We start from the raw sequence: 19,663 nt of genomic DNA, 5'->3' as shown, positions 1-19,663 counted from the left end.
TGGGGTGGCTGATGGGACTCGAACCCACGACGACAGGAATCACAATCCTGGACTCTACCAACTGAGCTACAGCCACCACAGAAAAACGAACATTCTATACGAAAGTCTCGGTCTTTTCGAAGACCTGCAGTCACGGCAATCAGCCGGCGGCTGCGGGTTCAGCCTTGGATTTGTAGAGAATTTCCACCCCGAAACGCTTCTTTAAGGCTTCGATGTAAGCGTTCATCACGCCCTGGGTGAGCGCCTGTTGCTCGGCGTTGGCGGCTGCGCTGATCAGTTGTGCGGGCGCCTGGCCCTCGATCACCTTGTCGAGTTGCAGCACGGCATAGCCTTGCGCGCCGAGATCAACACCAGCGGTGGCGGGCAACTTGCTGGCGCTCAGCCCGAATGCCTTTGAAACGATGAGCGGCGAAACGCCAGGGGTTGGTTGGGTCAGGTTGATCGTCTGGGGCGCGCCAAAAGTGAGGGTGGCGGGCGACTTCAGCGCCTGCTCGCCCGCTTTACGAGCGAGTTCGGCCGCTTTCTGATCGACCAACATCTGCCGCGCCTGGGTCTGCACTTGCGCCAAAGGCAGGGTCTGCGCCGGGCTGAACGACAGCACGCGAGCAGAAGCCCAGACGTTGGGCGCAATCTGGATGGACTGCAGATTGTGTTTGTTGCGCAAGCTGGATTCGGCAAACAGCGCGTCCAAGAAGGCTTTGCTCGACAGCGGACTGACCGCATCTGGCGCTGCGGGCTGCGGCGTGCGGGTAACGTTGCTGGCGGATTGCACCTTCAGATGCAGCTTGTCTTCGACGGCCTGAAAGCTGTCCGGATGCTCGAACACCGCGTTGGTGAAGGTTTCCACGTCGGCCGACATTTGCTTCTGCGCAGCCTCCTGCTGCAACTGTTTTTCGATGCCGGCCTTGACGGCATCGAAGGGCTGCTGTGCGCCCGGCTTGATGCCGGTGAGCTCGATGATGTGATAGCCGAACTGGGTCTTGATCGGCCCGACGATTTCGCCGATTTTCTGCATGCCAAATACCGCATCGGCAAAAGGTTTGACCATCGCATCAGCGGTGAAATAGCCCAGATCACCACCCTTCTCGGCAGAGCCCGGGTCTTGCGAATCCTTGCGCGCCAGCGCGGCAAATTCAGCGGGGTTGGCCTTCACCTGCTTGGCGATGGCTTCGGCACGGGCCTTGGCTTGTTCTTGTTGCGCCGCTGTGGCATCGGCAGGAACCGCGATCAGGATGTGGCTGGCGCGGCGTTCGGCCGGTGTCGAAAATTTGGATAGATTGGCATCGTAAAAAGCCTTAGCCTGCTCGGCGGTGACTTTGATGCCCGCGGCCACTTCAGCGGCGCTCAGAACCACATACTGAATGTCGGCCGACTCGGGTTTCTGGAAACGGGCGGTGTTGTTCTTGTAGAAGGTCTCGACCTCTTGCGGGGTCACTTGCACCTGTGCGGTGTAGTCCGCAGGCTTGAACAGGGCCAAACGCACTTCGCGCTGTTGCGCAGCAGCTTTGGCAGCGGCTGTGGCTAGAGCCTGGCTGTCGATCACCGATCCGGCCAAACCGCTGAGCACCTGTTGCAGGATGAGCTGCTCGCGCACCTGCGCTTCGAATTGCGCGGTGTTCATACCCTGTGCGGCGATCAGGCTGCGATAGGCTTGCACATCGAAACTACCATCGGGCTTGCGCAACGCGGCGATTTGCGGAATCTGCAAAATGGCCTGTTGCACCTGGGCGTCGGTCACTTCGAGATGTTCGTGCCGGGCTTCGAGTTGCAGCAAAGTCTGGCGAATCATGCCGTCGAGCGTGCGCAGCTTTTGCTCGGGCGTGTCGAGCTGCTTGATGTCCACCGCACTGCCGAGCATGCTTTGCAGGCGTGCGATCTCGTCGCGGTTGGCAGCGTCGAGCTGCTGCATGCTGATGGTCTGACCGCCCACCTTCGCCGCCGCATCAGCGCTCCCCTCAAAGCTGGAGTAGCCCTGAATTCCAAACAGCACGAAAGACGGAAAGATCAACACGAACAGCACGATTTGCATCAGCTTGCTGTGTTTGCGTATGGATTCGAGCATGGTGGCGCGGGCTTGGAGAGGGGTGCAATGCGGGAACCTGCCCACATTGTTTGCGGTCGTTCAAGGCCGCCAGAAAGTGCGACGAGACAACCGCGAGAATCAGAATGAAGTCGGACGATGCAACAACCGATGGTGGGTGCTGAGGGGTTCGAACCCCCGACCTACGCCTTGTAAGGGCGCCGCTCTACCAACTGAGCTAAGCACCCGGTTATCGCCTGGAGTGGCAGCAGCAGCGTTGAGATCGCGCCGCGCTGCTGCCGGAACAAATTACTTGATGGCGTCTTTGAGACCCTTGCCCGGACGGAACTTCGGAATCTTGGCGGCCTTGATCTTGATGGCGGCGCCGGTACGCGGATTGCGGCCGGTGCGCGCAGCGCGCTTGGTCACGGCGAAGGTGCCGAAGCCGATCAGCGACACGCTGTCGCCCTTTTTCAAGGTGCGGCGCACGGCATCGATCAGCGCGTCAAGCGCACGGCCTGCTTGAGCCTTGTTGAGATCGGCGTTGTTGGCCATGTGTTCAATCAGTTCTGCCTTGTTCACTTGTGTCCCTCTTCAGTCTGGATCGGTCTGGATAAAACGCAAAGCCCGCGCCCTGCACGGGCGCGGCGGTGATCGGGCGATTAGAGCCGGGGGCATTCGCTCATGTCAATGCGGCGTGTCATCGGTCGTGTTGCCTGCGCAAGACCGCGTATTCTAGCCATGAGTCAAACGCATTCGGCCACCGCCCGGCCCAGATCGGCCGTGGTCGCGGTTCCGCCGAGATCGGGGGTGCGCGGTGCGCCGCTCTCGGGCGCGAGCACGGTTTCTATGGCCCGCAATATCGCGTCGTGCGCTTCGCGGTGGCCCAGGAAGTCAAGCATCAGCGCTGCGCTCCAGATTTGGGCGATGGGATTGGCAATGCCTTTTCCTGCGATATCTGGGGCGGAACCATGCACCGGCTCGAACAATGAAGGAAAGCGCCGCTCCGGGTTGAGATTGGCCGAAGGCGCAATGCCGATGGTGCCGCAGCACGCGGGCCCGAGATCGGAGAGGATGTCGCCGAACAGATTGCTCGCCACCACCACATCAAACGTGTGAGGGCGTTGCACGAAATGCGCGGTAAGAATGTCGATGTGAAACTGATCGCGCATCACATCGGGATAGTCGGCTGACATCGCCTGCACCCGCTCGTCCCAGTAGGGCATGGTGATGGAAATGCCGTTGGATTTGGTGGCGGAGGTGAGGTGTTTGCGCGGTCGGCTGCGTGCCAGCTCGAAGGCGTAGCGCAGCACGCGGTCCACGCCGATGCGGCTCATCACCGTTTCCTGGATGACCACTTCGCGCTCGGTGCCGGCGAACATGCGCCCGCCGATGCTGGAGTATTCGCCCTCGGTGTTTTCGCGCACGATCAGCATGTCGATCTCGCCCGGCGCGTAGGCGCTGCCGTCTCGCTTGATCAGCGGCGCATGCACGCCGGGCATCAACTTTGCCGGACGCAGATTGACATACTGATCGAACTCACGCCGGAATTGCAGCAACGATCCCCACAGTGAGACGTGATCGGGCACGGTCTGCGGCCAGCCGACGGCGCCAAACAAAATCGCGTCATGGCCGCCGATCTGCTCCTTCCAGTTCGCGGGCAGCATCGCGCCATGTCGCAGGTAATAGTCGCATGAGGCGAAGTCGAAATGATCGAGTTGCAGGGCGATGCCAAAACGGCGGGCCGCCGCGTCGAGCACCCGCAGGCCTTCGGGCACAACCTCTTGCCCGATGCCGTCACCGGCCAGTACGGCGATGCGCAGAGGCGAAGCCGATGGGCTTGCATTCATGGGATCTCCTGAAAATTCGTTCAATGCTGGATCAACACCGTCGCCGGCCTACGGGTCACGGCGATGACACCGGCGGCCACCAGCGCCATGCCCACCCAGGTCGTCGGGCCGAGCGTTTCGTGGAACAAGGCCCAGCCCATCAAGGCAGTGACGGGCGGCACCCAGTAGATCAGACTGGTCACCTGCACCGCCGCGCCGCGCTGAATGAGCAGATAGAGCAAGGCCCCTGCCCCGACCGTCAGCGCCAGCACCGACCAGGCCAGGGCCCCGATGAGCTGCCCGTTCCACACCACGGGCTCCGTCTCCAACAGGGCAAACGGCGCAGTGATGATCATGGCCGCCAGAAGTTGAATGCTCAACGCGCCCCAGACCGAGGTCGGACGAACAAAGCGCTTTTGCCACAGCGTTCCGGCAGTGATGCTGCACAGTGCGAGCAGTGACAGCAGCAGGTTGTGGGCGCTCAGTTGTCCACCGTCGAACTTATGCAGGACCACCAGCGCCAATCCGCCAAAGCCCAGCAGCAGGCCCAGCCATTGGCGAGCATGAATGCGCTGGCCTGCGGCCGAGACCAGCACCGCCGTGAGCAAGGGCTGCAGGCCCACGATCAACGCCACCGTTCCGGCCGGAATGCCCTGCTTGACCGCCGCCCACACCCCGCCCAGATAGCCCGCCTGCAACAAGGCGCCCACCACGGCGAGATGCAGCCATTGTTTACCGCCGCGCGGCCATGACGTGCGCAGCCATGCGGCCAGCGGCAACAGCACCAAAAGCGAAAAGGCATAGCGCAGGCTGAGAAATTTCAGCGGCGGGGCGTAGGGCATGCCATAGCGGGCGACGATGAAGCCGGTGCTCCAGATCAGCACAAACACCCAGGGCATGACACGACGCAGCACGGCAGGCGTGCCAACCTGTGCAGCGCTCACGTCAATTTCATCCCCGCCAGAGCAATGCGGAAGTAATACTGCATGGACCAAAGCGTGAGCACTGCCGCCGCCCAGATCAGCCACTGGCCGATCAGCACCGTATTCACCATGCCGAACAGGGTTCCGCCGAACAGCAAAAAGGGGATGGCCACCATTTGCACAGCCGTCTTGACCTTGCCGACATAGCTCACCGCCACCCGACGCGACTGACCAATTTGCGCCATCCATTCGCGCAGTGCGGAGATGGCGATTTCACGGCCGATGATGATGAGCGTCACCAGGGCATCGACGCGCCCGAGCTGCAGCAGGATGAGCAGGGCCGCAGAGACCATCAGCTTGTCGGCCACCGGGTCGAGAAAGGCGCCGAATGCGGAGGTCTGGTTCCATTTACGCGCCAGATAGCCGTCGAGCCAGTCGGTGATGGCGCTGAGAATGAACAAAATGGTCGCGGCGAGGTTGCGCTCGGGCAGGGTCATCCAGTCGGTTGGCAGGAAATACACCCCGACGACCAGCGGAATGGCCGCCACGCGCGCCCAGGTGAGCAGCGTCGGCAGATTGAGCGCACGCAAAGACATGGAAGTGGAGAATGCGAAGTTCGGAAAATGGCTGCGTCGATGAGCGGCATGATAGGGTGAATGCCCTGGCTCATCCTTGCCGCGACAGGAAACTGACTTCATGAACTCCAACTGGTTCGCCGCCCATGTCGATCTTCTGCTCTACATCTACGGCGGTATTGCCATCGCGCTAGTCATCTGGACGCTGTGGCGGGTTCGGCGCCGCAAACGCACTGCCAAGCCCCCTTCAGACTGAATGAATGGGCGACACCGGCGCCTCCACCCAGGCGATCAGCCCCCCGCCGTCACGCTGCTGCAGTCCAACCGCCCAGCCGTGCTGCTGCGCCAATTGCCTGGCGATGGCCAGACCCAGGCCGGAGCCTTGCCCCGGCGTGCGGGCAGAATCGAGCCGGGTGAAGGGCGCAAATACCGCGTCGAGCTGATCGGCGGGAATGCCGGGGCCGCGGTCAAGCACGGCAATACGGACCCGGCCGGGTGAACTGCCCGGCCCCGCCTGCAAGGTGATGGGGCCTGCGGCGTAGTGCACCGCGTTGGTCAGAAAATTGTCCACCACGCGCTGCAAGGCCGCGGCATCCACCCACGCGTGCAGATCGTCCGGGCATTGCACGCCGAGGGTTGCACCGCGTGATGTCGCCCATTCATCATGCATCTGCAATCGTTCTTGCAACCAGGGCTTCAAGACGAGGTCTTCTGCGGCTTGCGCTCGCAGGCCGCGAGCGAGGGCAAGCCCCTCGCCGATCAGCCGGTCCATCGCCAGAACATCGCGCTCGATCTGGTCGAGCCGTTCGGGAGTGGGCGCCATGCGTTGCAGTTCCAGCGCCAGGCGGATGCGCGCCAGGGGCGAGCGCAGATCGTGCGATACGCCGACAAGCAGCGTCGTGCGCGCCTGCAGCAAGGCGTCGATACGTTCGGCCATTTGATTGAAATGCGCCGCAAGGTTGGCGATTTCACGCGGCCCCGACTGCGACAAACGCTGCGGGGTATCGCCGCGCGCCAGCCCGGCTGCGGCCTGCTCCATGGACACCAGCGGCCGCGAAATGCGCCGCGCCCACCACAAGGCCAGCAGAAACGACAGCGGCAAGGTCAGGGCGAGACCGATCAACAGGGCTCGGATGGGTTGCGTCTGGATGCGGCTGGTATCGAACCCCACGCCGATGTCGCGCCCGCCTGCGGGAATGCTGGTCCAGAGCCAGATGTGTCCCTGCGCGTCGGTCTGCCGACGGAAATACACCGCATGCCCGGTGCGTTGCTGCAGCGACTGTTCAACAAAGCCGATGTAAAGCCCGTGCGTCATGCCGTTGTCGGCAGGCGGCTGCATGCCGGGCAGCAGGCTGAGACGATAGCGGTTGTGCAGCTCTTGCTGAAACGCCGGGCGGGTTTGCGGAGGCAGCTCTGCCCAGGTTTGCGCGGACAGCACCATGAGACCCGCGAGATCGTCTGCCGAGCGCTGCGCCATGGGCTTGAGCACGAACAGCAGCGCGACCCCGGAAAATGCCAGCTCCAGGAGCAACACCAGTACCAGCATGGCCCGCAACGTCTGCCGCCGCAGCGTGCGCTTGTGCGATCCGGTTTCGCTCAGTCCTGCAGTGGGCTGCATGAAGCGAGGTCAGGCGCCTACGCCTGACGGATTGAACAGGTAACCCTGCCCCCGGATGGTGCGAACGTAAACGGGATGGGCCGGATCATCTTCGATCTTGCGACGCAGGCGAGCAACGCGCACGTCGATGCTGCGATCGAAGGCATCGCGCTCATAGCCTTTGAGCCAGTCGATGAGTTGATCGCGGCTGAGCACGCGGTTGGGATGCGCGACCATGACCTGCAACAAGGTGAACTCGGCCACGCTCAATCCCACATCCTGCCCGTCACGCAGCAAGCGAAACGCCGCGGCATCGAGCAAGAAGGGGCCGAACCTCACCGCCTGTTCTGCCGGTTTGGACGCGGGCGGCAAATCCCCCGTAGAGGACGGCTGCGCCCGGCGCAACAAGGCGCGCAGACGGGCCAGCAGCTCGCGGGGGCTGAAAGGTTTGGGCAGATAGTCATCGGCCCCGACCTCCAGCCCGATCACCCGGTCAATCTCTTCGCCGCGTGCCGAAAGCATAAGAATGGGCAGATCACTGCTGCGCCGCAGTTCACGCGCCAGCGCCAGCCCGTCCTCGCCGGGCAGCATCAAGTCGAGGATGACGGCGTGCGGCATTTGCTGCGCCAGACAGGCGCGCATGGCGTCGCCATGAGCAGCCAGATCGACCGAAAAGCCATTACCGGTGAGGTAATCACGCAGCATGGCGCGCAATTCCGGGTCGTCATCGACCACCAGAATGCGCTGACTGGGAGCAGGTGAATTCATGGCCCGAAGTCTAGGACTTCCAAGGGGCTGGCGGCATTTGCCGACATGGAGTGAAACAAAGTGATACGCAGGGGAATACAACGCCTCGTGCAGGACATCCAGGCGCAACCTCGCCATCGAAACATGTCCCCCATCGATCACAACCACTGCCTTGTCCGTACCGCCATGCACGCTTTCGCTCATTCTTGCCTCCGCCTGACCGTCGGTCTCGGTCTGAGCCTCGCGGGTTTGGCGACGGCTCAGGCGCAGCAGAAGCCTCTGAGCGCGGGAGCCTTGTTCGATGCCACACGCCAGGTCGCCGCTGATCAGGCGCGGCAAGCCGAAGCTGGTGCGGCAGCCCAGGCGGGCAAATCGCTGCACAGCCCGGTTGCCGGAGCAGCTACGGGTTTGTCGGCCCTGCAAGCACCGCATGGGAACGAGGCCCCTTTCGGCACGGGCTATGAGCGCCGCATGGAGCGTGCGGCAGCCATGGCCGGGCTGGCCGTCGGCTCTCCCGCAAGACCTGCAGCGGCTGGCGCTGCTGCGGGTGGCGGCGCCGGAGCCGGTGGCGGGGCTCATGCGGGCGGACAAGGCAGTGGGCGTGGTCGACGCTGATTCACGTTTTTCAACTTCAAGGAGTTCATCATGAAACAACGCACTTCTCTTCGTCTTCTGGCCGCAGCCGTGGCTATGGGGGCTGCAGGTTCCGTTTTTGCCGCCGGTATGGGGGGTGGCGGTATGGGTGGCGGTATGAGCGGTGGCATGGGTGCCGGAGCCGCAGCGGGCGCCGGAACCGGCCAGATGCAGCAACACCAGTACCAGCATCGCAACATGAATCAGAAAAGCGGCACCGCACAGGGCGCTGGTCAGGGCCAGAAGCTGCAGCAGCGCGACCAGCAGCGCATCCAGGATCCGTCGCTGAAACCGGCCCCTGCCGCCCCTGTCACCACGACGAACTAACCCTCGGAGAACCCAAACATGCAACGCCGAACTTTTCTCAACACCACCCTCGGCGCTGCGGTGCTGGCTCTCACCGGCTGCGGCGGTGGCGATTCCACCGTCGCCGCAACACCAGCGAGCACCGACGCGACCTCCGCCTCGGCCATCGCCGCGCTCAGCACGCAGCTCGACGCCCTCCCCCCGTCGGATCTTTCAGCCACCGAAGCCAGCGCACTGGTGTTCATGCGCGAAGAAGAAAAACTCGCGCGGGACGTCTATCAACTGCTCTACACGCAGTGGGGACAGAAGGTGTTCAGCAATATTGCGGCCAGCGAGCAGCAGCACATGGACGCCGTGGCGCTACTGCTGACGCGCTACAACCTGCCCGATCCTGCAGCCGCAACCGCAACCGGCGTGTTCCAGGATCCGCACGTGCAGGAGTTGTTCAACGCCCTGATGGCGCAAGGCCAGACTTCACTGATCGCCGCGCTCACCGTGGGGGCGACGATCGAAGACCTGGATATTCAGGACCTGCAGACGCGCATCGCCGCCACCGACAACGCCGACATCGCCCTGGTGTTCAACGAATTGATGAAGGGCTCGCGCAACCACATGCGCGCCTTCATCTCGCAACTGACCAAGCAAGGCGTGACCTACACGCCGCAGTACATCACACAGGCCGAGTTTGACGCCATCATCAACAGCCCGACCGAAACCGGCGCGATTTGATTCCTTCCATCACAGACTTCGAACCGATGAAAACCCCCACCTACTTTTCCAAAGCCATTCTCGCCCTGGGCGGCGCGCTGATGGTCACCGCGGCTTTTGCTGGCAATGGCCGCAGCGGCGGCGACAGCACCCGCACCCTCGACAACACTGAAGCCGCCAGCATCGTGTTCATGCGTGAAGAAGAAAAACTCGCCCGCGATGTCTATCAACTGCTCTACACCCAGTGGGGACGGCCCATTTTCAACAACATCGCGGCCAGCGAGCAGCAGCACATGGACGCCGTGGGCACTCTGATCACCCGCTATAAATTGCCCGACCCCGCCTCGCATACCGGCACGGGGGTGTTCGTCGATCCCGAGCTGCAGACCCTATTCAACGCCCTGATGAGCCATGGGCAGACCTCGCTGAATGCAGCGCTGCAGGTTGGCGCCGCCATCGAGGATCTGGACATCAAAGACCTCAACGAGCGTATCGCGCAGACCGACAACCCAGACGTCAAGCTGGTTTACATGAATCTACTGAAGGGATCGCGCAATCATCTGCGCTCCTTTGTCTCGCAGTTGACCGCGGCAGGCGTCAGCTACACGCCGCAGTACATCACGCAGCATCGACCTGGGTGTGCTTTTCTGCGATGTGCGATGTTAGTATTCACTTACTTACTTTAATTCTGCGCTCAAATTGAATACTCGTCCCCCGCATCTGCCTGCCGAAGAACGCCGCGAGGCCACGGTCGAATCCGTCATCGAACTGGCCGCGCAACGTAATCCGAGCGACATCACGACCAGCGCCATCGCCCAGCACATGGGGCTGACGCAGGGCGCGCTGTTCCGTCACTTCCCCACCAAAGACGCCATCTGGGAAGCGGTGATGCAATGGGTCGCCACGCGGCTGATGGCCCGGGTCGATCGCGCCATCGCCAGCCACGACAGCGCGCTCGATGCGCTGGAGGCGGTATTCCTCACTCATACTGCCTTCGTGGCCGAGCACCCGGGCGTGCCGCGCATGTTGTTCGGTGAACTCCAGCGCGCCGAGGACACGGCGGCAAAACGCGCGGCCCGCACGCTGCTGGCCGCCTATGGCAAGCGCGTGCGCCAACTCATCGTCAAAGGACAACAGCGCGGCGAATTGAGCCAGGACATCGAGCCCGACGCGGCCGCCGCCATGTTCGTCGGGGCCATACAAGGTCTGGTGATGCAGACCCTGCTGTCTGGCGAACCACAACACATTCGCAGCGCGGCGCCCGGTGCGTTTGCGCTGTATCGCCGCTGTATCGGGAGCACAAAATGAATTTTTCCGCCCTCAATCGCCGCACCCTGCTGTTGCTGACGGTGCTGATTCCTCTCGTCTTGCTGTTGGGCTATGTGGCGCTGCGCACCGGCCCGCTGGCAGCGGTGCCCGTTACCGTGACCACGGTTGAGAGCCATGCGATCAACCCGGCGCTGTTCGGCATCGGCACGGTGCAGGCCCGGTATACCACCCTGGTCGGCCCGACCGTGGCCGGACGGGTCAAAAGTCTTGATGTCCATGTCGGCGACCGGGTGCGTGCCGGCCAGGTGCTCGGCGAGATGGACCCGGTGGATCTGGACGAGCGCATCCGCTCGCAACGGGCGGCCTTGCTGAGCACCCAGGCGCAGTTGCGCCAGGCGCAGACCCAGCGCGATTTCGCCCGGACGCAGGCGACACGCTATACCCAGTTGCTTGCCGCGCACGGCACCACCGAGGAACTGCTCGCCACCCGCCAGCAGGAGCTGCAGTCGGCCGAAGCCGCGCTGCAGGCGGCGCAGGATGCGGTCGAGCGCGCCCGCGCCGACCTCGCCGCGCTGCAGGCCCAGCGCAGCAACCTCAAGCTGGTTTCGCCCACTGCCGGCTTGGTCACCGCGCGCGACGCCGACCCCGGATCGACGGTCGTCGCCGGCGCCCCGGTGGTCGAACTGATCGCGCCCGATAGCCTGTGGATCGACACCCGCCTCGACCAGCTCACGGCCACCGGCCTGGCCGCCGGTCTGCCGGCGCGCATCGTGCTGCGTTCGCGCTCGAACCAGACTCTGGCCGGGCGGGTGCTGCGGGTCGATCCCGTGGCCGACGCGGTGACTGAGGAGACCCTGGCCAAGATTGTGTTCACCCCCTTGCCGCAGCCGTTGCCGCCGATCGGCGAGCTGGCCGATGTCACTGTCGCCCTGCCCGCATTACCGGCGCGTCCGACCGTGCCCAACGCCAGTCTGCAGCGCGTAGACGACCAGCTCGGCGTGTGGCGCGTCGAAGGCGACAAGCTGCAATTCGCCCGCGTCAAGGTGCTGGGCCGCGACCTGGATGGCCGCGTTCAGATCGAGGGCCTGAAGACCGGCGAGCGCGTGGTGGTCTACAGCCAGCGCACACTCAGCGCGCGCAGCCACATCAGCATCGTCGACCACATTCCCGGAGTGTCGCCATGATCAGCCTGGCCGGACGCGACATTCTGCATGCCTGGGGCAAGTTCGTGTTCACCGGCATCGGCCTGGGGCTGCTGATCGGCGTCACCCTGGTCATGGCCGGGGTGTACCGCGGCATGATCGACGATGCCATGGTGCTGCTCGACAACAGCGGCGCCGATCTGTGGGTGGTGCAGAAAGACACGCAGGGGCCTTACGCCGAATCGTCCAGTCTGTATGACGACACCTGGCGCGGCATCGCCGCCATGCCCGGCGTGGCCAGCGCCAACAACATCACCTACCTCACCATGCAGGTGCGCGCTGCGAATCACGGCCAGCCGCGCGATGTGCGCGCCATGGTGGTGGGCATCGCCCCCGACGGCCCCGGCAGCTCGGGCTGGCCGCCGTATCTGGTGGCCGGACGGCAGATCACCCGCAGCCATTACGAGGCGGTGGCCGACATCGCCAGCGGCTTCAAACTGGGCGATACCCTGCAGATCCGCCGCAACCGCTACACCGTGGTCGGGCTGACGCGGCGCATGGTCTCTTCCAACGGCGACCCGATGGTGTTCATTCCGCTCAAGGACGCGCAGCAGGCGCAGTTCCTGAAGGACAACGAGGCCATCCTGCAGCAGCGCCGCCGTACCACCGAGAACCCGGCGTTCAACCGCCCCGGTGTGCCCGGCCTGCTCGATGCCGTGATCGCCTCGCAGAGCACCAATAACTATGTCAATGCCGTGCTGGTGCGCATCAAGCCCGGCTATACCGCCGACGAAGTGGCCGCGCCCATCCGGCGCTGGAAACGCCTGACCGTGTTCACCCGCGCGCAGATGCAAGACATTCTGGTCAACAAGCTCATCGCCACGGCGGCCAAGCAGATCGGCATGTTCATGGTCATCCTGGCCATCGTCAGCGCCGCCATCGTCGCCTTCATCATCTACACCCTGACCATGGACAAGATCCGCGAAATCGCCGTGCTCAAGCTCATCGGCACGCGCAACCGCACCATCGCCGCGATGATCATGCAGCAGGCGCTGGCGCTGGGCCTGATCGGCTTCGCCGTGGGCAAGATCACCGCCACCTTCGCCGCGCCGCTGTTTCCCAAGTTCGTGCTGCTCATGCCAGGCGACTCCATCGCCGGGTTCTTCGCGGTAATGGTGATTTGCGCCCTGGCCAGCGTGGTGGCCATCCGCATGGCGCTCAAGGTCGACCCGGCCGAAGCGATCGGAGGTTGACCATGACAGGCAGAGGCATCCGCATCGAAGGACTGAAAAAGCGCTACGGCAGCGGCGACACCGCGGTGGACGCGCTCAAGGGTGTGACCATGCAGGTCGCGCCGGGTGAAGTGGTCGGGCTGGTCGGCCCCTCGGGCTCGGGCAAGAGCACCCTGCTGAAGTGTCTGGGCGCGGTGATCGAGCCGACCGCCGGGCGCATGACCCTGGGCAACGAGGTGATCTACGACGACGGCTGGAAGATTCGCGACCTGCGCGCCCTGCGCCGCGACAAGATCGGCTTCGTGTTCCAGGCGCCGTATCTCATTCCTTTCCTCGACGTCACCGACAACGTCGCGCTGCTGCCCATGCTCGCTGGCGAACCCAACGGCGAAGCGCGCCAGCGTGCGCTGGAACTGCTCACCGCGCTCGACGTGCAGCACCGTGCCAAGGCCATGCCCTCGCAGCTCTCCGGCGGCGAGCAGCAGCGCGTGGCCATCGCCCGCGGCCTGGTCAACCGTCCGCCGGTGATCCTCGCCGATGAGCCCACTGCGCCGCTCGACAGCGTGCGCGCGCTGGCGGTGATCCGCATCCTGGGCGACATGGCCAAGCGCTACCAGACCGCCATCATCGTCGTCACCCACGACGAAAAGATCATCCCCACCTTCAAGCGCATCTATCACATCCGCGACGGCGTGACCCACGAGGAAGCCGGTGAAGGACGGGGTTTCGACTGAACCGCATAGGAAGGAGTCCCCCCATGTTGAAAAGCCTGCCCGCAGATGTGCGCCCCTACCGCCGCACGCCCGAGTTCACCGAATCCACGATACCCAAGGGCCTGCTCAAGGAACACACCACCAAACCCGGCGTCTGGGGCGTGATCCACGTCACCCAGGGCTTGCTGGAATACCGCATTCTCGCAACCGTGCCCGAACGACATCTGCTCACGCCCGACAAACCCGGCATCGTCGAGCCGACCGTACCGCATGAAGTGGCCCCTATCGGCCCGGTGCGCTTTTATGTCGAGTTTCATGCCGCCTCGCCCGAGGCGGGCGATCCCCACCCGTAAACCTGGAGAAATTGTCATGACAATCAACATTGGAAGTGTCGATCGCATCATCCGTGTGGCCATCGGCCTGGTGCTGTTGAGCTTGCCGCTGTGGCTGGACTCGCCCTGGCGCTGGCTGGGCCTGATCGGCATCATGCCCCTGTTCACCGGGCTGGCAGGCCGCTGTCCGGGCTATCGTCTGCTGGGGCTGAGCACCTGTCCGATGCGCAAGCAGAAGTGATGCCGCGATGAACCTCGCTTTTCTCGGCGCCGCACGCGAAGTCACCGGCTCTTGCTTTCTGATCGAGACCGCGGACACCCGATTCCTGGTGGATTGCGGCATGGTGCAGGGCGGACGCGACGCGCTTGCGCGCAACCACAATCCGTTTGACTTCGACCCGAAATCAATCGACTTCGTGCTGCTGACGCATGCGCACATCGACCACAGCGGCCTGCTGCCCAAGCTCACCCGCGCGGGCTTCGAGGGGCCGATCTACATGACCTCCGCAACCGCCGATCTGCTCCAGGTGATGCTGCCCGACAGCGCGCACATCCAGGAAAGCGACGTCGAGCGGGCTCGACGTTACGCTAGGTCGGCACAAGACAAGATCGCGCTGCTGCCCCCTCTGTACACGATGGAAGATGCCCAGGACTGCCTGCGCCAGGTGCGGCCCCTCGCCTATGACCAAGAACTGGCGCCGCATGCCGGGGTGCGTTGCCGCTTCCGCGACGCGGGGCACATCCTCGGATCGGCCATCATCGAGGTCTGGGTCAGCGAAGCCGCGCAGACGACCAAGCTCGTGTTCAGCGGCGACCTTGGCCAGCCGGGACGCCCGATTCTGCGCGATCCGACACCCATCGATGACGCGGACATCCTGATCATCGAATCCACCTATGGCGACCGCGCGCACAAGGACATGGCAGCAAGCGAGAGCGAACTGATCGAGATCGTCGAGCGCACCCTGCAACGAGGCAATGTGATCGTGCCGGCGTTCGCGGTCGGCCGTACCCAGGAAATCCTGTACCACCTTTACCGCCTCAGCCGCGAAGGCCGCCTGCACGATCTGAGGGTTTTCGTCGATTCGCCCATGGCCGCCGAAGCCACGCGCATTACCCGGCAATACATGGAACTGTTCGACGATGAAGCGCAAGACCTCGCAGGCTGGCACGCCCGTAGCAAGGCCCCGCTCGATCTCCATTTCACCGCAAGCGTGGACGAATCCATGGCCTTGAACCAGATCCGCTCCGGCGCCATCATCATTTCCGCCAGCGGCATGTGCAATGCCGGGCGCATCAAGCATCACCTGCGTCACAATCTACCCCGGCGCGAATGCAGCGTGGTGATCACCGGATTCCAGGCCCAGGGCACCCTCGGTCGGCGCCTGGTCGATGGCGCAAAACAGGTGCGCATCTTCGGCGAAGACATTCCGGTGCGCGCGGCGATCCACACTGTCGGCGGTCTGTCGGCACATGCCGACCAGCCCGCATTGCTGGGTTGGTCGGCCCACTTTCACAAGCCGCCCGCCCGAACCTTCGTGGTGCATGGCGAAGAGGCCGCAGCGCTGGCATTCGCCGAGCGGCTCCGCGACCAACGGGGTTGGGACGTGACGGTGCCTGAGCCAGGCATGTGGGTGCAATGGGATGACAGTACCGGAGGGGGCGGACATGACAGTCCCTGACCAAACCGACGCTGATCAGCGCAAGACACTGCGTGAGGCGATCATGCGCGGGCCGACGTACCAGCTGGCACACGAGGATGTCGCATTTCTTGCCGAGGATGACCTGCGCCCGCTGCGTCTGCAACTGGAATTGCTCAAGCCCGAACGCGAACTGCGCAGGCAGCGCATTACCTCCACTATCGTCGTTTTCGGCAGCGCACGCGTGGTTTCGCGCGAGCAAGCGCAAGCGGAGCTGGCGGATCTGGAGCAGCACGCGGCGCCCCGTCCGCCCCATTCGCAGCAGGTGTCAGAACTGGCCTCGGTGCGGCGCCAATTGGCGCACGCGCGCTACTACGAAGAGGCGCGACGTTTTGCGCATTTGGTCTCGGCCCACTTCCAGCAGGAAGGGCGCCGCGACTTCGTCGTCGTCACTGGCGGGGGGCCTGGCATCATGGAAGCGGCAAACCGGGGGGCGTTCGAGGCGGGCGCGCACTCCATTGGTCTGAACATCACTCTGCCGCACGAACAGCAACCCAACCCCTACATCAGCCCAGAGCTTGCCTTCCGCTTTCGCTATTTCGCCCTGCGCAAGATGCACTTTCTGCTGCGTGCGCGGGCGCTGGTCGCCTTCCCAGGCGGCTACGGCACGCTCGACGAATTGTTCGAGGTGCTCACCCTGGTGCAGACCGGCAAGATGGCGCGCATCCCGATCGTGCTGGTCGGCAGCGAATTCTGGCGTCGAGCCGTCGACTTTGATTACCTCGTGGACGAGGGCTTCATCAGCGCAGAAGACCGGGGGTTGTTCACGCGCGTGGATTCTGCGGAAGACATCGTCACCGTCCTGGAGACCTTCTATCACGGTATGCCGCCGGGCCCCGAGGAGGCGCAGGGATGAACAAGTGCACGCCTTGTCTGCCCTGCGCGCGCGCGCTCGCCCGACATCGCTTGGGACAAACCCTACTGGCGCTGGCGGCATGGGTTCTCCTCCCCGCGCCGACCCTGGCGCAAACCGTCAATGAAGGCGCTGCTGATGCCGGAGAATGCACGGCTGAACAGAGATTCAGACTTCGTGGCGGCACGGCCAGGCTGGAAAACGATCTGTTTGTCGGCACCGACCGGAACTACACGAATGGCGTGGCATTCACTCTGGTTTCGCACGACATCCCCGGCCGACTACGGCCCGAGTGCCTGCCGGCGCCGATCCGGCTGCAGGCGCAGCTCATCCGCTTCATGAACCCCGCATTCTGGGCCGATGCGGATGGTTCTGCACAGACACACAACGTGGTGGTCAGATTTGGCCAGTCCATGTTCACGCCGGAGGACTCCACCCGGACGGACTTGATCGCCAATGACCGGCCCTATGCCGGATTGCTCTACCTGGGCCTGGCGTGGAACCAGCGAAAACACGAACCCGAGTCGAATCGCGAAATCCTCGATACGCGCGAGATCACACTCGGTGTGATCGGCCCGTGGTCGCTGGCGGAACAATCGCAGAACCTGGTCCATGACGCGATCGGCTCGCCCAGGTTCCAGGGCTGGGACAACCAGTTGAAAAACGAGCCGGCGCTTCAGCTCGCCATGGATCGCAAGTACAAGACCTATCGTGGCGCGGGCGCCATCATTCCCGGTCTTTCCGCTGATGTCATTCGTTCCATGGGTTTGCGCCTGGGCAATATCGAAACCTCGGCCACATTGGGCGTCGAAGGCCGCATCGGCTGGAACTTGCCGAACGATTTCGGCAGCTATCCCATCCGCTCCGGCGCCGAGAACCGCCCGCCATCGGCCTCCTCCCTTCATGGCGTGCCCAACAGCGTCATGGCGGTCGCCAGTCGGCCGCGTCCCGGCGTGCATTTCTTCGGCATGGTGGAGGCCAAGGCCGTTGCCTATGACTTTTCCCTTGACGGCAATCTCCTTCGCTCCAGCCACAGCGTGACGCGCCGTCCCTGGGTGGCCCAAGCAGCGGTCGGCATCAGCAGCCAATGGCTGCTCGCCGGGCACGGCATCCGGCTGGCGCTGATGCGCGTCTGGCGCACGCGCGAGTTCGCGGAACAAGCCGGTCGCCATGCCTTCGGCTCGGTCGCGCTGAGCATGGAGTTTTGAATGATCCTGACGATGTCCGCCTTGGATTTGGCTCAATGAAACAAAAAAGGACTACGCAATGAACAATCCCAAACGCTTCCGCGCCATCACTTTGGCCGCGGCCGTGCTCGCCTTCGGCGCCACTTTTCATGCGCAAGCCGCCGAGCCCGCGAAACCTATGGCTTTACAGAACGTGATGGAAAAACTCGAACGCGACATGCAAGCCGTCACGGGAGCGATTTCCCGAGAAGACTGGGCCCTGGTGGCACGCCTCGCGCCCATCATCGCCCATCACCCCGAGCCACCGGTGGCGGAAAGACTGCGCATCATGGCCTGGCTCGGCAAGGATGCCGGAAAGTTCCGAGGCCTCGACGAACAGGTTCATGAAGCGGCCGCAGCCATGGGCGAGGCCGCAACGCGGGGCGACGGCCCAGCGGTCATCACCCAATTTGCCTCGGTCCAGCAAAGCTGTCTGGCTTGTCATCAGACCTTTCGCAAATCGTTCCAGGAGCACTTTTATGGCCAACGCTAAAACAACGCATGATGCCTTCGTCCATGCCGTGGGATCAGGTCATGCGCCGACGCGGAAACTCTCTATCCTTGCCCTGGCCTTAGGGCTCGTCGGTTGCGCCGCTGGGCCGGATTTCAAAACGCCGCCCGTTCCACAGGCCATGTCGTACAACACCGGTAAGCCGCCCGCCCGCACGGCTTCGACGCCCGGCGAACTGGGTGGCGCGCAGCAGTTCATCGCGGGTCAAACCGTGGCCGCAATGTGGTGGAAGGCATTTGCTTCACCCAAGCTCGACGCCCTGGTCGTGCAGTCTCTGCAGCACAGCCCGACCATCGCCGCGGCGCAGTCCACGCTGCGACAGGCGCGCGAAACCTATGCCGCGCAAAGCGGCTCCACCCTTTATCCACAGGTCAGCGCCACGCTCGGCGCGCAGACCTTGCAAAACAACAGCGCGGCCATGGGACTACCCGGCGGGGAGCGGCGCTACGACTTGTACAGCGCGGGGGTTGGCGTGAGCTACGCCTTTGATCTTTCCGGCGGCAACCGTCGCGCACTCGAAGCACTGGCGGCACAGACCGAATGGCGGCGTTACCAGCTCGATTCTGCGCAACTCAGTCTGGCTGGAGCCGTGGTCGCCACGGCCGTGAAGCAGGCACTGCTGGCCGCTCAGATCGACGCACTGCAGCAAATTCTGGCAGCGCAGCAGGAGCAGCTTGAAATCACCCGCGCGCGCGAACGTCTCGGCGTGGCCACGGCCTCGGACATCGCCACGCTGCAAACCCAGATGGAACAAACCCGCGCCAGCATCGCCCCGCTGCGCAACAGCGCTGACCAGGCGGCCCATCTGCTGGCCGTGCTCAGCGGGCAAGAACCCGGCACGGCGAAGAATCCGCGTTTCACCTTGGACGACTTCAACCTGCCCGCCGATTTGCCGCTGAGTTTGCCGTCTGAGCTAGTGCGTCAGCGGCCCGACATCCTCGCGGCCGAAGCCTTGCTGCACGCCGCCAGCGCGCAGATCGGCGTGACGGTGTCCAAACAATACCCGCAGCTCACTCTGAGTGCGAACCTGGGCAGCCAGGCGCTGACCGCGGCCAGTCTGTTCGGCAGTGGTTCATTGATCTGGGGAGTGGCCGGGCAGTTGGCCCAGCCTTTGTTCAAACCCGGGCTGAAGGCCGAGGCACGCGCTGCAGAGGCCGGCTTTGATGCCGCGGCCGCCAACTACCGCGAAACTGTGCTGCAAGGCTTGCGGCAGGTGGCTGATGTGCTGCGCTCGCTGGAACACGACGCCCAGGCCTTGCAGGCACAGAGCGCAGCCGTTGCCTCGGCGCAAACTTCGCTGCAACTGGTGGAGCAGCAATACGCGCTGGGCACAGCCAGCGCGCTGCAACT

23 protein-coding genes and 2 tRNA genes are annotated in these 19,663 nt (G+C 63.8%); 16 read left to right on the top strand and 9 right to left on the bottom strand.

The window, feature by feature from the left end; genetic code table 11:
• From ABT24_RS09675 to pgsA, 7 genes are all read right to left on the bottom strand, one after another.
• Nucleotides 1-76, bottom strand: a tRNA-His gene (locus tag ABT24_RS09675).
• A gap of 63 nt (nucleotides 77-139) precedes the next feature.
• Complete coding sequence (locus ABT24_RS09670; protein WP_276733038.1) at nucleotides 140-2,062, bottom strand: SurA N-terminal domain-containing protein; 1,923 nt, start codon at nucleotides 2,060-2,062, stop codon at nucleotides 140-142.
• Between the two features lie 130 nt (nucleotides 2,063-2,192).
• Nucleotides 2,193-2,268 (bottom strand) — tRNA-Val (locus tag ABT24_RS09665).
• 61 nt (nucleotides 2,269-2,329) lie between these two features.
• Nucleotides 2,330-2,602, bottom strand: a complete 273-nt coding sequence (locus ABT24_RS09660) for an HU family DNA-binding protein (protein WP_013105445.1) — start codon at nucleotides 2,600-2,602, stop codon at nucleotides 2,330-2,332.
• A 164-nt stretch (nucleotides 2,603-2,766) separates the two neighbouring features.
• Nucleotides 2,767-3,870, bottom strand: a complete 1,104-nt coding sequence (locus tag ABT24_RS09655; RefSeq protein ID WP_276733040.1) for a tartrate dehydrogenase — start codon at nucleotides 3,868-3,870, stop codon at nucleotides 2,767-2,769.
• A 20-nt stretch (nucleotides 3,871-3,890) separates the two neighbouring features.
• Nucleotides 3,891-4,793 (bottom strand): DMT family transporter, encoded by a 903-nt coding sequence (locus ABT24_RS09650; protein ID WP_276733042.1) that lies wholly within the window; start codon nucleotides 4,791-4,793, stop codon nucleotides 3,891-3,893.
• Nucleotides 4,790-5,368, bottom strand: coding sequence for a CDP-diacylglycerol--glycerol-3-phosphate 3-phosphatidyltransferase (gene pgsA, locus ABT24_RS09645; protein ID WP_013122812.1), 579 nt, complete (start codon nucleotides 5,366-5,368; stop codon nucleotides 4,790-4,792). Before pgsA ends, ABT24_RS09650 begins: the two co-directional genes overlap by 4 nt.
• A 100-nt stretch (nucleotides 5,369-5,468) precedes the next feature.
• Between pgsA and ABT24_RS09640 the strand changes: the two genes are divergently transcribed.
• Complete coding sequence (locus ABT24_RS09640) at nucleotides 5,469-5,603, top strand: hypothetical protein (protein WP_013122811.1); 135 nt, start codon at nucleotides 5,469-5,471, stop codon at nucleotides 5,601-5,603.
• Here the strand turns inward: ABT24_RS09640 and ABT24_RS09635 are convergent.
• Nucleotides 5,595-6,965 (bottom strand): ATP-binding protein, encoded by a 1,371-nt coding sequence (locus ABT24_RS09635; RefSeq protein ID WP_286737746.1) that lies wholly within the window; start codon nucleotides 6,963-6,965, stop codon nucleotides 5,595-5,597. The genes ABT24_RS09640 and ABT24_RS09635 overlap by 9 nt on opposite strands.
• A 9-nt stretch (nucleotides 6,966-6,974) precedes the next feature.
• Nucleotides 6,975-7,712, bottom strand: coding sequence for a response regulator (locus ABT24_RS09630; RefSeq protein ID WP_276733047.1), 738 nt, complete (start codon nucleotides 7,710-7,712; stop codon nucleotides 6,975-6,977).
• Nucleotides 7,713-7,835: 123 nt separating this feature from the next.
• Here ABT24_RS09630 and ABT24_RS09625 point away from each other — a divergent pair, with 123 nt between their 5' ends.
• From ABT24_RS09625 to ABT24_RS09555, 15 genes are all read left to right on the top strand, one after another.
• Nucleotides 7,836-8,306 carry a hypothetical protein gene (locus tag ABT24_RS09625; RefSeq protein WP_013105438.1) on the top strand — a complete coding sequence of 157 codons (471 nt, stop codon included), beginning with the start codon at nucleotides 7,836-7,838 and terminating at the stop codon, nucleotides 8,304-8,306.
• Nucleotides 8,307-8,336: 30 nt separating this feature from the next.
• Nucleotides 8,337-8,651, top strand: a complete 315-nt coding sequence (locus tag ABT24_RS09620) for a hypothetical protein (RefSeq protein ID WP_276733048.1) — start codon at nucleotides 8,337-8,339, stop codon at nucleotides 8,649-8,651.
• Between the two features lie 18 nt (nucleotides 8,652-8,669).
• Entirely contained in the window at nucleotides 8,670-9,359 is a 690-nt protein-coding gene (locus ABT24_RS09615; protein ID WP_276733050.1) for a DUF2202 domain-containing protein, read from the top strand.
• A gap of 26 nt (nucleotides 9,360-9,385) precedes the next feature.
• A complete protein-coding gene (locus ABT24_RS09610) occupies nucleotides 9,386-10,024 on the top strand; it encodes a DUF2202 domain-containing protein (protein ID WP_286737744.1) in 639 nt (212 codons plus the stop codon).
• A 13-nt stretch (nucleotides 10,025-10,037) separates the two neighbouring features.
• Nucleotides 10,038-10,646, top strand: coding sequence for a TetR/AcrR family transcriptional regulator (locus ABT24_RS09605; RefSeq protein WP_286737743.1), 609 nt, complete (start codon nucleotides 10,038-10,040; stop codon nucleotides 10,644-10,646).
• Complete coding sequence (locus ABT24_RS09600) at nucleotides 10,643-11,791, top strand: efflux RND transporter periplasmic adaptor subunit (protein ID WP_276731007.1); 1,149 nt, start codon at nucleotides 10,643-10,645, stop codon at nucleotides 11,789-11,791. The genes ABT24_RS09605 and ABT24_RS09600 overlap by 4 nt, the downstream gene beginning before the upstream one ends.
• Nucleotides 11,788-13,002: an ABC transporter permease gene (locus ABT24_RS09595; protein WP_276731011.1), complete on the top strand. Its 1,215-nt coding sequence runs from the start codon at nucleotides 11,788-11,790 to the stop codon at nucleotides 13,000-13,002. Before ABT24_RS09600 ends, ABT24_RS09595 begins: the two co-directional genes overlap by 4 nt.
• 2 nt (nucleotides 13,003-13,004) lie before the next feature.
• Complete coding sequence (locus tag ABT24_RS09590) at nucleotides 13,005-13,715, top strand: ABC transporter ATP-binding protein (RefSeq protein WP_156052885.1); 711 nt, start codon at nucleotides 13,005-13,007, stop codon at nucleotides 13,713-13,715.
• Between the two features lie 23 nt (nucleotides 13,716-13,738).
• Nucleotides 13,739-14,047, top strand: coding sequence for a TehB family protein (locus tag ABT24_RS09585; protein WP_286737741.1), 309 nt, complete (start codon nucleotides 13,739-13,741; stop codon nucleotides 14,045-14,047).
• Between the two features lie 16 nt (nucleotides 14,048-14,063).
• A complete protein-coding gene (locus ABT24_RS09580; protein ID WP_013122801.1) occupies nucleotides 14,064-14,267 on the top strand; it encodes a YgaP family membrane protein in 204 nt (67 codons plus the stop codon).
• 7 nt (nucleotides 14,268-14,274) lie between these two features.
• Nucleotides 14,275-15,705: an MBL fold metallo-hydrolase RNA specificity domain-containing protein gene (locus ABT24_RS09575; RefSeq protein ID WP_276726658.1), complete on the top strand. Its 1,431-nt coding sequence runs from the start codon at nucleotides 14,275-14,277 to the stop codon at nucleotides 15,703-15,705.
• On the top strand, nucleotides 15,692-16,579 hold the full coding sequence (locus ABT24_RS09570) for an LOG family protein (protein WP_276726660.1): 888 nt from the start codon (nucleotides 15,692-15,694) through the stop codon (nucleotides 16,577-16,579). Before ABT24_RS09575 ends, ABT24_RS09570 begins: the two co-directional genes overlap by 14 nt.
• Nucleotides 16,576-17,784 (top strand): lipid A deacylase LpxR family protein, encoded by a 1,209-nt coding sequence (locus ABT24_RS09565; protein ID WP_276726663.1) that lies wholly within the window; start codon nucleotides 16,576-16,578, stop codon nucleotides 17,782-17,784. The genes ABT24_RS09570 and ABT24_RS09565 overlap by 4 nt, the downstream gene beginning before the upstream one ends.
• Before the next feature lie 58 nt (nucleotides 17,785-17,842).
• A complete protein-coding gene (locus tag ABT24_RS09560; RefSeq protein ID WP_013122797.1) occupies nucleotides 17,843-18,295 on the top strand; it encodes a cytochrome c in 453 nt (150 codons plus the stop codon).
• Nucleotides 18,282-19,663 (top strand): efflux transporter outer membrane subunit (locus tag ABT24_RS09555; protein ID WP_286737739.1); only part of this gene is annotated, 1,382 nt, incomplete at its 3' end. The genes ABT24_RS09560 and ABT24_RS09555, both read left to right, overlap by 14 nt.

This window comes from Thiomonas sp. SCN 64-16, assembly GCF_001725585.1.
GTDB classification, from domain to species: Bacteria; Pseudomonadota; Gammaproteobacteria; order Burkholderiales; family Burkholderiaceae_C; genus Thiomonas; species Thiomonas arsenitoxydans.
The sequence above is the reverse complement of the archived record's forward strand: the minus strand, read 5'-3'. Positions and strand labels throughout refer to the sequence as shown.